Here is a 16,022-nt window from a genome sequence, read left to right as displayed (position 1 = left end):
TAAAGTTACTTTAGTATATCCTCATGTAGCATCTAAGGCAGCTTCATGACCTGTACATAATCGAAATCAGGGAGCAATGTTCCTCCTGCATCTGACAACTGATGATCTTTAGTACCGTTCACTTTGGTATATTTAATTTGAATATCCGCACCCGATTCGATGGCATTTTTAATTTTACTCTCATAAGAGTCGTAAAGCGAAATTTCAAGGCTGTTCTTAATCCTCTCGCCATTAGCATACTGACTCCTTGGCGATACAATGAAACCTCTAAGTTTATACTCTACACCGTCCACTTTCAGCACTAACCCAGCTGCCAAGCTTCGGTCGCCAAGTTGAAACCCGTTTGCAAAATTGAGAATAATCCTCTTTTCTGTAATTGAATACGTCGCTGAGGGCAATCCAGGTAAAGATATTTGTTCTACTTTATCGGACATTAACTGATCTGGATAAGCGTCTTTGGCCCAGTTAGTTATACCTGATGTGTTAAATTGCATAACTGCCTCTCCTACGGGAAGAGGAACATCAAATTTTAAAGTATAAGTAATATGTTCGATTGAATATCGGTAACCAGCAACCACACTTGGTTTAAATTGCCCTTTTCCATCAATGTCAACCACAAAACGTGATCTCATCTCTTCTGAATTAAACCCTAGATTTACATTATCCTGTGGATTCCACCCTGGATTAATTTCAACAATCATAGATTGGCGATCCGAACTAATCATAACTTTACCAAACTCTTCCTGTATCGTTGTTACCTTCTCATTAGTATAGGTTGGAGCTTTATTCTTTGCATCTGAAAGATCCTGCAAAGCACTACCACTATAACCTACGGTAAGAACATCTTTATCTGCCTCCACGATTCCACTGACCATCAACTTGACATACGGCGGAACCTCTCCAAAACCACCGGTATAATTATAGATGGAGACGCCCTCTATTTGCCCGGAACTTAACGCAAAATCCTCCGCAGAAGGCACAGCGCCCGGATCAAGCATCTCGTTGTAATAAATATAAATTGTATCCAGTGCATTATTAATATATGTGCGACTAACACGCGGTGGTTCTGTATCCAAAGCAACAACGACAGCTTGATCAAATAAAATCGTAGTCACATTAGACGAAGTATAATTATTCTTTTCATCGACAATAACAAACTCGACTCTTGCTTCTCCATTACTATATCTGGAAATGTTCACTCCTGTATCAAAGTCCTGTACCTGATTAACCTCCAATTCACCTAATTGGAAGTACGGCCAGGTATCTACATATACGATCTGATAAGTTCCTGCGTGACCTTCAAGCACTGCTTTCACATCAGATTGCTGCCAGCCGTTCATAACATTGACAACCATATAAACCTCAGCAGGCTTATTAAGAGCATATCTCACGTGAATTGTCCCATTCTTGACATAGGCCTGCGGGTAACCATCTACAAAATAAGGATCAATAAACCCTTCTATTTCTACATTTTCTGTCCCCGCACTTCTGACAATAAGCTCATATGACCGTGCTCCCGCTGCTTTCCCGTTCAGAGTTGCGGTCAAAGTGACGAATAGATCTTCCTTTTCATGTCTAGTAACAATCCCGGTATTCGTTATCACTTGTTCGTCGCTGGAAGACCAGACAATGTTGACTCCCGGATATGCAGGTAGCGAAGTAGGCAAGACCAAGTTTGAGATGATGCTATTAGCGCTTGAATTACTTCCAAGATACTTCGCTTCAATCGCCGCAAATACATCATCTACACTTATCGGACTCTCTATTGGACCGAATGCTGGACTCAACGCCGTACCACTGACTTGAATTTCATCGGCTTTAACGCCAACTCTAATATATTTATTGCCATTCTCAGCCGTTAGCTCATAGACGGGGTTATTAGCTCCTGCAATAGCAGTATATACCCCATCTTCTGAATCTGCCTGATACCATTGATAGACAACGTTCTGGTTAACAGGTATGCCATCATAATTCAGAGCACCTGCTGTTAGTTGAGTTCCGATCACTGGCTGCCCGATGATTGCGCCGATCCCCTTAAGAGACACTGTTCCAACTGTTCTAAAAGTTATTGTAAGTGTTGTCTCTTCATAGCCTTCTCGCGCAAAGACAAGCTGGTATTGCTGAATCTTCTCCGGGCGATCTATATCTAGTTTCAGCACAAAGCTTCCCGCTTTAAATCCATCCGATAAGCCTTCGCCAAAACTAGCATTATACGGAGACCCGTTAAGAGTGACTTCTATTGTCGATGGTTCAACCGGATTTCCGCTATAGTCCACCAAAGAAACAACGGTATACACAGAATGTGTTACTGAAGTTTGCTGTAGAGGTGATATTGCAGTAATCGCAGTATCGTAATGCCTCTCTTGAGCTAGAGACTTTCTCGTATCCGCTATACTTACATTGTCATTATTCAACTGCACAGCTTGATCAAGTTGTACCTCTGGCGCTACTACAGCCCCTGTATAGGATGACAAACTTACGCCGAGCCCAGGGTCTTTAACCTCAACTACGGCACGGGCTTTAAAATCCCCATCCTGAGTCGTTGCTATAACTGTTCCTCTGCCTGGCTGTACTGCCGTAATTAGACCATCTGCAGTAACGTTAATGAACGATTGGCTATCATCAGCTGCCTGCCAATTTACTTTTTTATTTGTTGCGTTTGTTGGCGATACCTTAGCTTCAAGCTGTTTAGTCTCACCAATGGATAATGATAGCGAGTCTGGAACAATAGACACACCCGTCACGGCAATCGATGCGCTTCCTCCGCCAGCGGAACCTCCTCCAGAGCTTCCACCGGTACTTCCACCTGTACTTCCTCCTGTACTTCCGCCGGTGGAATTAGACCCAGTGTTACCCTGGGATCCAATAACCTCACCATTTACCGTAGCAGACGCAGCGCCAGCTCCTGTCACGGTACTTATTACAGCGTTGCCCGTAATCACTGTACTTACTTCGGCAACCAGATTTTTTATGGTACCATTAACGATAATTTCTGTATCCGGTGCCCGGTTTACAACGGTATTGAAATTGCCGTCCAATTTGACTTCCTGTCCTGCGAGAATGTCTGCTGATATTTCAACAGTCTCAAATCCACCTCCAGTGAGTTCTCTGGTAACCAGCATGGCACCGCTCTCTAATACAGTGACAGAAACAGAGGTGCTGCCTGTTGCAAGAATACGAACCTGGCCATTATATTTATTAACTATAAGTGCGCCTCTCACATCTACATTATTAAAAATAATTGAATTTACACCACCGCCTTGCACATGAACCGTTCCAGTGATTTCAACATTTTCAAGTGTTACTTCACCTTCACCGACTCCTTGCGTGATGTACAAATCCCCGGCAATTTTCATATCTTTCAGAACGACATCTGATGTATTGATTACCACATTCCCGTGCACATCTTTGGAATATTCGCCCGGACGTGAAATCAACGTCTGAATCAATTTATTAAACAAGGTTACCGCTTCAGCCCGTGTCAAATTGCCTTTTGGTCTAAATGAACCGTCCGGCATGCCGCTAATAACTCCTTTAGATACTAGCCCTTCAACTGCGCCTTTAGCCCACCCTGCAATTTGAGTACTATCTCCGAAAATAGGTGATTGCTCTCTACTATCAATTTGAAATGTCTCGGCGATTAATAGAGCTGCTTCCTGGCGAGTAATTTTACTCTGGGGCATGGCCTTCCCTTCCGTTCCTTTTAACACCCCTGCAGTATTCAATTTAACAATAGAGTTATAAAACCACTGGTCCTTATTTAGATCGGAAAAATTATTATTTCCTTGAACTATGTATTTAACAATCCCGTCAAGCATAACTGAAAATTCTGCTCTGGTTACTGGATCATTGGGTCTAAATTCTCCATTATAGCCTTTAACTACTCCATATCCATTCCATTTTTCAATCGCAGCTTGTCCCCAATGGGAAGACGTATCCCTAAATACTGAAGGAATAGGCTGTAAATCTACCACCGACGTTGAATCAGTATGATTATTCATTATTGCCGATGCCGCAGATGCTGGTGTAACACTAGAAATGACAACAACTACAGCGGTCAAAAACGATATTAATCTCCTTTTTGCTTTTAGCATCATGTTATTCTCCTTATCTTGTTATGATTAATCCCTACCATTTACCCTTCTATTATACTATTTTCCAAGGAAAACATAGGAAAAATTACCTACTAATCACTTTAGTACACGTCATCCGAAAAAGTCAATTATTAGAACTATGTTTTTGCTACGAATAACAGCAAACCACTTTTTTTCTTCATCCCAAACATTCGCCCTTGCAAAATGAACCGCGTGTCATTATTATCATTAAATAAATGACACGAGGTTCATTTTATGGAAAGGAGCATGATGATGTCACCTAAAATTTCAGACAGCCAAAGAGAAAAGCGCAAGCAGCAAGTTCTCGATGCTGCCAAGCGGGTGTTTTCGGAGAAAGGATACGGAGCAGCTACGCTGAAGGACATTATTGAAGAAACCGGCATGAGCCGGGGCTGGATTTATTTATATTTTCAGACGAAAGAAGAAATATTCGAGGCGCTGCTCGACCATCAGGACGCCGAGCACGAACAGTATATCGATGAATTGCTCCAGACTTCAGCCAATGTCTGGGATGTCATCACAACCTTATATTCACAGCAGCAGGACGAACTGCTAAAGCCGCCCCGCGGCGGGATGCTGCCGGCCTTTTACGAGTATTTTCTGATTGGCTGGCGGGATGCGGAACGCAGCGAGCTGCTGCTGCAGCGCTACGAAGAAGGGATTGTCCGGTTCGCGGCGCTGCTGCAAAAAGGGGTAGATCAAGGTGAGTTTTCGCCCGCCATGAGCGTATCCGACATTTCGAAGCTTGCCGCCTCTTTCCAGGAAGGCATTCTGACCCATACGATCACCGTCGGTCCGGAGACGGCCAATACGCAAATGCAGCAAGAGGCGCTGATTCAATACCTGCACCGCTTGCTGCATTCCTGAGCTTGACGCAGACCATATTAGAAGGATTGATGTGATGATCTCACTCTTTCGGAATAGAACATTCACCAAGCTATTCCTTGCCGCATTCGCCTCGCAGCTTGGCACCGTCGTGGGCAACATGGCCTTTGCCTACTATTTGGTAGACCGGTACAGTGAACGGCCAGCCTTGGCTACCACGGCGGAGCTCATGTATTCTCTGCCAACCCTTGCAGTATTCTGGTTCGTCGGTGTCATTGCCGATCGGATCGACCGCAAATTCATTGACTGTGCAAGCTTCCTATTGTCCGGTCTGCTGATTGCCAAAGGCGATTTTCCTGAACATGCCCGCATGCCTAACGGCCGCAACCGCATCCGCGACATCCGAATTCCTCTGCTTCTCAAGGATTTTTGGCTGGGACTCCGTTATATTATGGGCAACCGGCTGCTTCTGGTTCTCATCTCCGGCTTCCTATTCTTTGGCATCGTCAACGGTGTGTTCGCCATTCTGCCGATTTTCTCCATGAAATACAAGATCAGCCCAGACAATTACGTGGTCCACTCTTCATTAACTACGATATTTCTCGGTGCGGGCTTCCTCATCGGCAGTGTCATCGGCCTCAAGCTCATTCGCCGTTATACAAGAATCCCGATCCTCATTGCCGGGTTGTTCATCTCCAGCGTCCTTATTGGGGGCCTGGGCTTCACCGACCGGATCGAGGTCTATCTTCTGCTTGTGTTTATAGAAGGGATCGCTATCGCCCCCATAAACATTGCTCTCGGCAGCTGGATGCCGGAACTCGTTCCCCCGCAAAATATGGGCAGGGTAAACGCCCTGATCGAGCCTGTCATGATGCTCGGACATTCATTAGCGTTAGGGTTTGTAGCCCTAGCCTTCCCGGCCTGGGTCTCCATTACCTGGCTGCACTATCTTCTTGGCATTTGTACGCTCGGCGTAAGCTTCTATTATCTGCTTGCTCTGCCTCCCCTGGTGCGCAAGCGTGCTAGTCAGGCGCACGAGCAGGAGCAGAAGCCAAATCCAACAGCATCTCATAGCTGATACGATCGATCCAGCCGCGCCCAGGGCGTTATTTTTTCAAGTGATAAGGCACTGTTGTGATGATGACATCCTTGCGGTAGAGCAGGTAGGTGCGGATCATTAAGCTGGTCTGGTTATGCAGGAAGTTGTGCCAGCCCTTCTTCGGAATGAACTGGGGAATGATGACCGTCACCTGGTAATCGTTCTCGCTCGCTTTCCGGTGTACCGTGTCGATGAATTTGCCCAGCGGCGTAATGATGCTTCGATAAGGGGAGTACAGCGTGACCAGCCTGACGTCCGGCCGCCAACGATTCCATTTCTCCTCAAAACGGGCGATATCCTCTCTCTCGAACGGAATATACACAGCGATGATCTGATCCGGCGACAAAGATTTCGCGTAATTCAGGGAATGGTCAACGACGTGCGTAATTCCCGATACAGGCAAAATAATGACGTTCCCCGTGATAGGTACCGCCGGCTCGCAGGTTGTTAGCCGCAGCTGATCGCCCACCGCTTCATAATGCTTCTTGATCCGATAAAACATCCAAACGATCAATGGCAAGAAGATCAGTACCGGCCAGACTCGTGTAAATTTTGTCAAAAAGAATACAAGTGAAACTGTTAAGGAGATCAGAGCGCCGATGGAATTAATAATCAGCTTAGGGACCCAGCCCGTCGGCTTCTCGCGAATCCATTTCATCATGATCCCTGTCTGCGATAGCGTGAACGGAATGAACACGCCAACTGCATACAGCGGGATAAGCTGCTCCGTCTGCCCCTGGAAGGCAATAATCAAGATGATAGATAGCAATCCCAGGCTGATAATGCCATTGGAATAACCCAGCCGGTCGCCCCGTACCGTGAACATTCTTGGAATGAACCGGTCGTTGGCGAGGTTCACAGCCAGCAGCGGAAAAGCTGAATACCCCGTATTGGCTGCCAGGATCAAGATCAAAGCCGTCGTGCCTTGGATAAAATAGTACACAGCATTTCTGCCGAAGGTATGCTCGGCAATTTGCGAGACGACCGTCTTCTCCGGATGAGGCGCAATCCCGTAATAATAGGCCAGAAATACAATGCCCGAGAACAGAATTGCAAGCAGGGTTCCCATCGCCAGCAGCGTTTTGGCCGCATTATTCGGCGCGGGCTCCTTAAAATTCGGGATGGCGTTGGAAATCGCCTCTACCCCGGTCAAGGCCGAGCTTCCCGAGGCAAAAGCGCGCAGGATCAAGAACAAGGTCATGCCGGCCACAGGCGTGCCGACCGGCGCATGCAGCTCCGGCGGGACATGGCCCATCGCAATATTGTATAGCCCTACGGCAATCAGCAGGAATAAAGCCATAACGAATAAATACACGGGATAAGCCAGAATCGTAGCGGATTCGGTAACACCCCGTAAATTCAGCAAGGTGAGGAGAATGACAAACACAACTGCGATGATGACCTTATGCTCGTGCAGGCTTGGAAAAGCCGACGTGATCGCATCCGTCCCCGCAGACACGCTGACGGCAACGGTCAGAATATAATCGACCAGCAGGGAACCGCCGGCAATCAGGCCGGGAAAGATCCCCAGATTCTGCTTGGAAACGACGTAGGCTCCCCCGCCGTGAGGGTATGCAAAAATAATTTGCCGATAGGATAAAATAAGAGCAGTCAATAATACCAATACGCCGACCCCGATCGGGATCGAATACCAAAAGGCCGCTGTACTGACGGTAACCAGCACGAGCAATATTTGCTCCGGTCCGTAGGCTACCGACGATAAAGCATCGGATGAAAGAATGGCCAGCGCCTTCTTCTTATTCAGCTTTTGTTCCCCTAATTCCGTCGATTTCAACGGCCGCCCAATCAACAGTCTTTTGATTGACATCTTATTTCCACCACCAGTTTGAGATATGGGACATTTTGTATCGTACCCTCTTGGTTTAGCCATTATCCGTTCAAACCAGTAATCCTATCCCATGCATTCGCACGAAAAAAGCCGCAGGAAAGTTGGCCTTTCCCGCGGCTGCTCAAAAAAACTTGGGCACGCGACAAATTCCTCTTTCGTAACGCTTACGAGGTTAGCTGACGGATTCGGGCCTGAAAGTAGCCCTACACTTGACGTTTACCTGATCCAGATCAAGCGATTCACCCCTGGGACTTACATGCATATGCGCATCCCTCTGGTTCCCCCGTTTCTGACTGCAGAATTCAGCGATAAAGGATTATTCAATGTATAAACCAGTTCGTCATGAATGAAATCTTACTCCCAAAAAAAGTATCTGTAAACAAATAAGGAATCCAGATTTGGCGCAAAAATAACCCTTCCTGCCTCAAAAGTGCGCTTACATTTCCCACGCTCTTGGAGTGGCTCGTTTTTTTGAATATAACCTCGTCGGTTTGACTACGTGGCAGACTAGGAGTAAGGAAGCAGCAGCACGGGTCTAAAGTATATGGCTAGGATGGTGAAACGGCATTATAAATGGGCCTATCCACCGTAGGATAAAATGCAAAAACGTATTAATATAGGAAGGGTTTGGAAATACGTGGAACGTGGAGAAGGAGAGAAAAATTCGTGAAGATCAGCAGATTGATGTATTTACTGTTATCCATTCTTGTATTGATAGGGTTAAGCGCCTGCCAATCCTCCAAAAGCGGGCCAGCACAACAACCGCCAGATACAGGGGCCGTACAGAACATGACTGCCGGAGCCCAAGGCCATGATGAGCAAAGGCCTGAATATTTGCCGGCGGATTTCCCTCTTCCGGACGATGTCAAGATCAGCACATCCCACTCTGAAATCAAAGACGGCAAAAAATCGGTGCTGCTGATTTTCTCAACCGAGGAAGACATGGCGACGATTACCAAGTTGTACAAGGATTATTTCAAATCGCAAAACTTGGATGATTCCGGTCAGACCATCGGCGATAAGAATATTATTATTCAAGGCGACAATCCCGATAAAAACGAAAGCTGGTCCATGATTGGCGGACGATTGTCCTCGAACGAAGGGGTCATTGAGTTAAACGTGACATGGACGGAACTGTAAGAATAGTAATACGAAATGGAATTTATGTATCTAATTATGCTCTTAATGCATGCTTTAGGGGATTAGATGGGTTTGATGGACCTAAAATCAAGAATCCTGCCGTGATTAGCCATTTCTCTTATTCTAATGACATGAAGTCCATCTAAATCTATTCTTCCTTCTATGCCGCAGAGATTAACTGCTATACATCCATTTACTCTAAGTTGAGCAATCCAACAGAAGCTGGCTACAAGTCCGCATAGTTAAAAAAGAATTAAACGCATGAGCCATCATCACTGGTCCATCGTTTAATTCTTTTTTTGCAATTAATGATTTAGTTCAGCTTCTGGCCGCAATTCGGACAGAAGTTCGCCCCTTCATTCTTGGCGCCGCAGTTCGGACAGAAGTTAGGGCGTTTGCCTCCTTCGGAAGCAGGAGCCGCCGGGGGCTGCTGGCTGTGCTGCTGATTGTGCTGCTGGGGTTGGTTCTGGCCTGGATTCTGATTTTGATGCATGTTCATGTTCTTCATCATTTCGTTCGCCATGGTCATGCCCATCATCATGCCCGCCATATCCGAGGCCATGCCGCCGCCCTGCACTTTGCCCGAAGCGATGCCGTCCGTCATGCTGACCTGCTGGTATTTCTGCAGATTGCCGATCATTTCATGGGACGCCGTCTTCGTGATCATATCCTGGATTTCCTGAGGATAGTTAAAGCTCATCACCTGGAAGCCGGTAATCGTCATACCGTTGCCCAGCATTTCCATATCCAGGTCTTCACGAATCCCTTTGGCAATTTCCGAGGCATTCGCCTGCAGATTGAACATGTCCTTGCCTTCCCGGCTGATCCACTTCATGAGCAGCTGATCCAATACAGAAGTGATACGGATTTTGACATCCTCCACGAGATAGCTGCCTTTCATCCCGGCGATATTATCAATCAGCGACACGTAATCGCTGACCTTGAAGTTGAACGTTCCGTTGGCGCGAATCGGCATGCCGCCCGGCAGCTGAGGCGTCGGAATCAGAATCGGATTCTGCGTTCCCCATCTAACCGTAAATTCCTTCGTGTTAACGAACAGAACCTCCACCCGCATGCCGCTGTTGAAGCCGAATTTGAAGCCTTTTAACGTGGATAAGAAAGGGATGATCTCCGATTCGATGTTGTATGAGCCCTCATCCTTGAAAATCCCTTCCACCTTGCCATTATTGACGAAAATCGCGTCCTGGCCGGCGCGGATGATCAGTTTACTGCCCTTCTTGATCTCCCGGTTGCTCCACTTCCAGAAGATCATGTCATCTCTAAACTCTTCCCATTCTACGACGTTCGCGAATTGATTTCTGAAGAATCCCATCTTGCTCTCCCGTCCCTTCGATTAGAATTTCCCTCTGCTGCCGCTATGCGAATGGCCGCCGCCGGTAATACCACCGCCGCCCCCGCCGCCCGAGCTGCTGCTCGTACTCCGTTCGATCTTCCGCTTCGTCGTCGTTGTGCGCAGGTATTGATCCTGACGATCCACGATCCCTGAAGTGCTGGCATCCTCATAGGTGCGCCGGTTGACCGTGACGCGGCCGCCGGAGCGATAAGTCATAATACCCACGACGATTCCTCCAACGACCAAGGCTGCAATCAGCTGGAAGCCAAAGTTGAACAGCGGGTTATCCGGGTTCACTCCCGGCTTGAAGCCCATGTATTTATGGGCGGTTTTAATATATTTTTCAAAAGCCAGCTTATAGTCGCCGTTTGATAAATTCGGCGTAATTTTCTCGCGGATCCGATCAAGCCTGCCGTCATCCAGGAGCTCCTCCGCCTTGTAGAACCCGGCCAAATAGACGTCCCGGTTCTTCATATCCAGCGTCAGAATCACCGCGTTGCCATGGGGTTTATCGTAGCCCGGCGCCTGCTCATCGTAAAAGTCCTCCGTCATCAGCTCGACATCGGTATTGTCCTCATTGTTAGAAGTAATAATGATTATATCCGTTTCCTGCTTGGCTCCGTACTCGTTCGCCATTGCATTTAGCTCCATATACTCCTCTTCGGTGAGAAGGTTCGCTTCGTCATAGATCAGCTTTTTCGTTTCAGCTGCTGCCGACGTTCCAAAGGGAATGACCAAATATGCCGCGAGACAAAATAGCACCGTTAATATCGCATAATGCTTTCTCACAGGAATCCTCCCCCCATCATCCAGGAGATCAGCTTCAGGGATAGCAGGGTTACGCCCGATACGCCCGCAAACCAGGCGGAGACCTTTGCTTTGCTGAGTGGCGGCTTGCCGACGACCTTCCCGGTCTGGCCGTTCATTGCGAACAAGTACTCCGACCGGTTATAGTCGTACTTCACCATCCAGACCGGAATCAGGCAATAGTCAGCCCGCTTCGGTGTCGTATCAATCTGTTTATTGGTGAAGCTGACGGATGTATACCCTGACACGGACGATGAAATGGAGGATTCAATATAGCTGCGGATCTTCTCCTTGGCCCGTGGAAGCAGCTCCCGATCATCATAGCTGTATTTATCCGCAGTATAACCGGCGAGGTAGGGACTCTTGAAGCCCTTCAGCCGCTCGTACGGAAAAGGCTCCAGCTTATCCATCAGATCGTCGCTCATTTTATGCGAAGCATCAATTGGCAAATTGACGTAATTCAGGCGGAGCTTGCGGTATATCGCAAAATGCTGCGTTTCTGTATATTGATAGTCACCCCGCGTATAAGTCCTTACTTTCGTAGCATGGCCATGAACCTCAACGCGATTATGGAGCTCATAGAGCCAGAAAGGAACATACACTCCGGTGATCCCCTTGACGCGATCCGCGGTCATAAATCCGTCGGGGGTAAGCAGGCCGTTCCGGCACCATTTCCGAAAAGCCGCCATGGCCTCCTCCTTGCTGATCAGAAAAGGAAGCACCTTGGCCGGAGCCAGATTTCCAGTCAGACGGTCGCCGAGGACGACGGCCGTACCGCAGAAGCTGCACACCGTCGCGGTCATCTCTGCATCGGCTATCACCTCGGCCCCGCAGCTGTTGCAGTGATACCCTCTCCCCCAACTCTCGGAAAATGACTGCTGCGTAAGCGGATCAGGAAGCTGTTCAATATTGTCTTGTCTCCCGCAGCCTTGACAGGTCAATGCTCCGGTTCTTCCGTTAAAGACCATGCCGCTGCCGCAATTGGGACATTTGTAGTCGATTACCGGCATTTGCTCACCTCAGGTACCCAAAAAGTAGCTTGCATCACAATTCCCTCTTGTTCATTCTTGCTTTGATTGCTGCTAATTCATCTTCGACGCTCGCAGAAGTGCTGGCGCTAGAGCTTGTGCTAGAGTTTATGCTATTGCTCGTGCTATTGTTCGAGCCAGCATTCACATCCGGTTTTACGTTGTCGTCTTCCAAATGAACCGCCGGATCAGCAGCATTGTCCAGTGCTTCTCCAGCCCGAAGCTCAGCCAACGCCAGTGCTTCTTCCGCAGCGAGATACGCTTTCTCCTCTAGTTCATCGAACGTGCCGGCAGATAGGTTACTGCCCGCACCGATGCCTTGCTGCATTCGGGAGAAGGCAAGCTTCTCCTTCAGTTCGGATTGCCGTGCCTCCAGCTGCCCGAGGTCGGATATCAGCTTCTCCTGCAGCTGCTGCATGCTTGCTGCCTTGGCGGCAGCCAGCTCGTGAGCAGTCTGCAGATCATTCAGCTTCGCGGCCTGCTGCGCTTTCCGATCCAGAAATTTCAGGGCATCATCCTCATTGCCCGCTTCCACGGCTTTCTCGGCGTAACGCTGCAGCTTCCTGATCTCGGCCTGGCATTCATCCAGAGAAGCCTTGGCCCTTCGCTCATTCGCAAGCACCGCTGCCGCCTCCGCCTTCACCTGGCCCAGATCGCTGTGCAGGTCCCTCATATATTCATCCATGGCCTTCGCCGGATCCTCCGCCCGATCCACGAACGAGTTGACGTTGGCTCTCATAATATCCCGAAACCTCGACAAGATTCCCATATAGAGTTCCCCCTCGCTAGTTGGCATTTACCTATAATACATGAATTCCGGCCAAAAGGTTTCATTTCATGCAAAATCCACAGCCTTATTCGGCTGTGGATGGACGGGCAGAAGATTTAATTAGCAAGGGCAGCATACCAACATTCCCCCGGATGATATCCCCTCTATAGAACTCAATGACGAATCTCCCTGCGCTGTACAAGAGCAGGTACAAGCTAGCGATGAGTCCTGTCTGGCGCACAACATTACCAAAATACGACAAATGTAGTCATTGCCAACCACGATTCTAGTAAGTATTATATTAAATAACATAAAATCCTATTTTTTAATAATTAATGTATTTTTAAGGAGGGAGCTATGTTGTGGAGCATGAAATTGAGAACAAGCTTAGCCAAATTATCAACCAGGTGAAGGGTACCGATGCCGAATTTTGCGCTAAAGACAATTTTATTGAACAGCTGAGCATGGATTCCATGGATATCATTCAAGTTATCGTGGCCATACAGCATGAATTCGGCCTTGATTTCTTCGGCAATCAAATCGATATCGACATCTTGAATGAATTTGGAAGACTGGCAGACTACATTAAGCAAAATGCCGTTCAGGCGCCGTTAGGGAGTGAGCTATGAGTCCCGCTACGGAAAAGTTCCCAATAATGAATCCGCAAACAAACACAAATTCTTTCTTCTCGGAAGGCCATCTGCTGCTGCGACAGAAACTGCAAGCCTTCATGAAGCAAGAAATTCTCCCCCACGTAGAAGATTGGGAACAGCAGCGCCGGTTCCCGCTAAGAAGCATCCTCAAGAAGCTAGGGCAACAGGAATTGCTGGGCCTGCGCTATCCCTCCCAATATGGCGGACAGAATCAAGATATATTCTCGCATATCGTATTTGCTGAAGAGCTTGGCAGAATTCCCTCCGCCGGGATCAGCATGGCCATCATCATCCATAACGACATGGTCGCCCCATTAGTGGCCGACTATGGAACTGCAACGCAATGTGAAGAGCTGCTGTCCCCTGCGCTTCGGGGCGATTTGGTTTTTGGCCATGCCGTATCGGAGGCTTCCGCCGGATCGGATGTGGCCGCAATCCAAGCCACAGCGGTTCGCGAGAGCGATTACTATGTACTGAACGGCGTCAAGAATTTCGTCACGAACGGACTGGATGCGGATGTATACTGCGTGCTTGCAGCCATGCCAGACCGCAACCCGCTGACGGGCATGGTGCTGCTATTCGTCCCCCGCTCGCTGCCCGGCATCGAAATTAGCGAAGAAATCGGCATGATGGGCCATCGTACCGCCAATGTTGCCAGCGTATCGTTTCAGGACGTCAGGGTTCCCGCATCCTGCCGGATCGGCAACGAAGGCGGAGGATTTCTCGCCCAATTGAACCAATTCGCGCAAGAGCATATTATCTCCTCCTGCCGGGCTACGGCGATGGCTGACGAGGTGCTTCGTTTAACTGTCCAGCACTGCCGCTCCAGAGTCACCTTCGGCGAACCCCTCATCAAGAATCAATGGATCCAATTCAAGATCGCGGAATTACGCACGGAAATCGAGCTGAGCCGCCAATGCAATTATGTTGCAGCTTCCATTTGGCAGGAGCAGGGAGACATCTCCTTGTTGTCCGCCATGGCCAAATTGCAGTCCAGCAGACTGGTTCGCAAGGTCGCCGACGAATGCCTGCAGCTGTTCGGCAAAGACGCTTATCTCGATGACCATATCATAGGGAGATTCTACCGGGACAGCCGCCTGTTCTCCATTTCGACCGGTTCTGATGAAATGATGCTGACCAAAATTGCGAAAATAAGCAAAATAAGCTGAACTGCAGGTGATGGATACCATGAGTATAAACCCGTTTACGCCGGAGCATGATGCGTATCGAAACGGCCTCCGCCACTTTATCGATCAAGAGATTAGACCCCATTTAAGCGAATGGAGAGCCGCTGGCCATCCTCCCCCAATCAAACAAATCCTTCGCCAATTAGGCGAAACTGGTTATTTGTCAACAACATTCCCTGAACGATTTGGCGGGGCAGCGCTGGACTACTGGTATAACGTCATTTTACATGAAGAGCTAGCGAGACTGCCTAATGGAGCGATCGGAATGTCCGTTGCCAGCCATCTGGATATAGCGACAAGCCTGGTCGCCAAATACGCCCGCCAAGAGTTGGCGGCGGACTGGGTCCCTTCCGCTATTCAAGGCAAGTCATTATTAGCGCTGGCCCTGACCGAAGAGAATGCCGGATCAGATCTAAGCAATATACAGACGACAGCTGTACAGGAGGGGGACGGCTATATCCTCCAAGGCCGGAAGACCTTCATCAGCAATGGCGTATCGGCAGACGCTTACTGCGTCCTTGCCCAAACCGCCAATAAACAGGGAGATCCTGCACCTACTTTGTTTTTTGTGCCTAAATCGTCGCCTGGCGTTGCTGTAGTCAGGAACCTGCCAACCTTGGGCAATCGGGGGGATATCGCGGAAATTGAATTTGACCGGGTTAAGATCGCCCAGCAGCAGGTCATAGGCGGACTGGGATTTGGCCTGTTTATTCAAATGAAGCAATTTTTCCAGGAACGGACGATTATAGCAATCCGGATGGCCGCGATGGCACGCTACCATGTTGACCTCACCATCGAACACTCCAAGAAACGCCGCACGTTTGGCAAGCCTCTCAGCTCTAACCAGCATGTTCAATTCACTCTCGCTCAATTGATCACCGAAATTGAATCCGTTAAACAATTCAGCTATGGATGCATACGAAAAATGTCGACGCCAAACGAGAATATGGCCGATGCCGCAATGGCCAAATACGCAGGCGGGAAGCTGGTAAGGAAAGTCGCCGACCAGTGCCTGCAATTGTTCGGAGGGGAAGGCTACTTGGACGACCATCCTATTTCGCTGTTTTTTCGCGATGCCAGAGCCCTGTCGCTAGCCGGGGGAACCGATGAAATGATGCTGAACATGATTGCCAGAGTAGAGTGCTAGAATATGTTATTCATCCAAAAAAATCAAAAGAATAGTGAGGGATAATCTA

General features: G+C 48.4%; 13 protein-coding genes and 1 riboswitch. Of the genes, 6 read left to right on the top strand and 7 right to left on the bottom strand.

Translation table 11 applies throughout. The annotated features are described in order from the left end of the window. Window positions 1-32: 32 nt before the first annotated feature. Window positions 33-4,097: an S-layer homology domain-containing protein gene (locus MKX50_RS01550; RefSeq protein WP_339158227.1), complete on the bottom strand. Its 4,065-nt coding sequence runs from the start codon at window positions 4,095-4,097 to the stop codon at window positions 33-35. A gap of 252 nt (window positions 4,098-4,349) precedes the next feature. On the opposite strand from MKX50_RS01550, the gene MKX50_RS01545 reads away from it, so the two are divergent. After that, a complete protein-coding gene (locus MKX50_RS01545) occupies window positions 4,350-4,982 on the top strand; it encodes a TetR family transcriptional regulator (RefSeq protein WP_213590756.1) in 633 nt (210 codons plus the stop codon). A 34-nt stretch (window positions 4,983-5,016) separates the two neighbouring features. Then, window positions 5,017-6,018 (top strand): MFS transporter, encoded by a 1,002-nt coding sequence (locus MKX50_RS01540; RefSeq protein WP_339158226.1) that lies wholly within the window; start codon window positions 5,017-5,019, stop codon window positions 6,016-6,018. 28 nt (window positions 6,019-6,046) lie between these two features. On the opposite strand, the gene MKX50_RS01535 is transcribed toward MKX50_RS01540, so the two are convergent. Further along, window positions 6,047-7,867, bottom strand: coding sequence for an APC family permease (locus tag MKX50_RS01535; RefSeq protein WP_339158225.1), 1,821 nt, complete (start codon window positions 7,865-7,867; stop codon window positions 6,047-6,049). A 166-nt stretch (window positions 7,868-8,033) separates the two neighbouring features. Further along, window positions 8,034-8,206: riboswitch (cyclic di-AMP (ydaO/yuaA leader) on the bottom strand. A 348-nt stretch (window positions 8,207-8,554) separates the two neighbouring features. On the opposite strand from MKX50_RS01535, the gene MKX50_RS01530 reads away from it, so the two are divergent. Beyond that, entirely contained in the window at window positions 8,555-9,028 is a 474-nt protein-coding gene (locus tag MKX50_RS01530) for a hypothetical protein (protein ID WP_244996396.1), read from the top strand. Between the two features lie 313 nt (window positions 9,029-9,341). On the opposite strand, the gene MKX50_RS01525 is transcribed toward MKX50_RS01530, so the two are convergent. The 5 genes from MKX50_RS01525 to MKX50_RS01505 form a co-directional block, all read right to left on the bottom strand. After that, window positions 9,342-10,361, bottom strand: coding sequence for an SPFH domain-containing protein (locus MKX50_RS01525; RefSeq protein WP_339158224.1), 1,020 nt, complete (start codon window positions 10,359-10,361; stop codon window positions 9,342-9,344). A 21-nt stretch (window positions 10,362-10,382) separates the two neighbouring features. Continuing rightward, window positions 10,383-11,171 (bottom strand): TPM domain-containing protein, encoded by a 789-nt coding sequence (locus MKX50_RS01520; protein ID WP_339158223.1) that lies wholly within the window; start codon window positions 11,169-11,171, stop codon window positions 10,383-10,385. Continuing rightward, complete coding sequence (locus MKX50_RS01515; protein WP_339158222.1) at window positions 11,168-12,199, bottom strand: TFIIB-type zinc ribbon-containing protein; 1,032 nt, start codon at window positions 12,197-12,199, stop codon at window positions 11,168-11,170. Before MKX50_RS01515 ends, MKX50_RS01520 begins: the two co-directional genes overlap by 4 nt. Before the next feature lie 34 nt (window positions 12,200-12,233). Beyond that, window positions 12,234-12,986 (bottom strand): PspA/IM30 family protein, encoded by a 753-nt coding sequence (locus MKX50_RS01510; protein ID WP_339158221.1) that lies wholly within the window; start codon window positions 12,984-12,986, stop codon window positions 12,234-12,236. Window positions 12,987-13,071: 85 nt separating this feature from the next. Next, on the bottom strand, window positions 13,072-13,227 hold the full coding sequence (locus tag MKX50_RS01505) for a prolipoprotein diacylglyceryl transferase family protein (protein WP_339158220.1): 156 nt from the start codon (window positions 13,225-13,227) through the stop codon (window positions 13,072-13,074). Between the two features lie 121 nt (window positions 13,228-13,348). Between MKX50_RS01505 and MKX50_RS01500 the strand changes: the two genes are divergently transcribed. Genes MKX50_RS01500 through MKX50_RS01490 form a run of 3 tightly spaced genes read left to right on the top strand, consistent with a single transcriptional unit; the run spans window position 13,349 to window position 15,973 of the window. Then, window positions 13,349-13,615, top strand: a complete 267-nt coding sequence (locus MKX50_RS01500) for a phosphopantetheine-binding protein (RefSeq protein ID WP_213590750.1) — start codon at window positions 13,349-13,351, stop codon at window positions 13,613-13,615. Between the two features lie 26 nt (window positions 13,616-13,641). After that, window positions 13,642-14,808: an acyl-CoA dehydrogenase family protein gene (locus MKX50_RS01495; RefSeq protein ID WP_213590749.1), complete on the top strand. Its 1,167-nt coding sequence runs from the start codon at window positions 13,642-13,644 to the stop codon at window positions 14,806-14,808. A gap of 19 nt (window positions 14,809-14,827) precedes the next feature. Then, window positions 14,828-15,973 carry an acyl-CoA dehydrogenase family protein gene (locus MKX50_RS01490; RefSeq protein ID WP_339158219.1) on the top strand — a complete coding sequence of 382 codons (1,146 nt, stop codon included), beginning with the start codon at window positions 14,828-14,830 and terminating at the stop codon, window positions 15,971-15,973. Window positions 15,974-16,022: the final 49 nt, after the last annotated feature.

It is taken from the genome of Paenibacillus sp. FSL W8-0186, assembly GCF_037969765.1.
Taxonomy (GTDB): domain Bacteria; phylum Bacillota; class Bacilli; order Paenibacillales; family Paenibacillaceae; genus Fontibacillus; species Fontibacillus woosongensis.
This window is presented reverse-complemented; position numbering and strand designations above follow the sequence as displayed.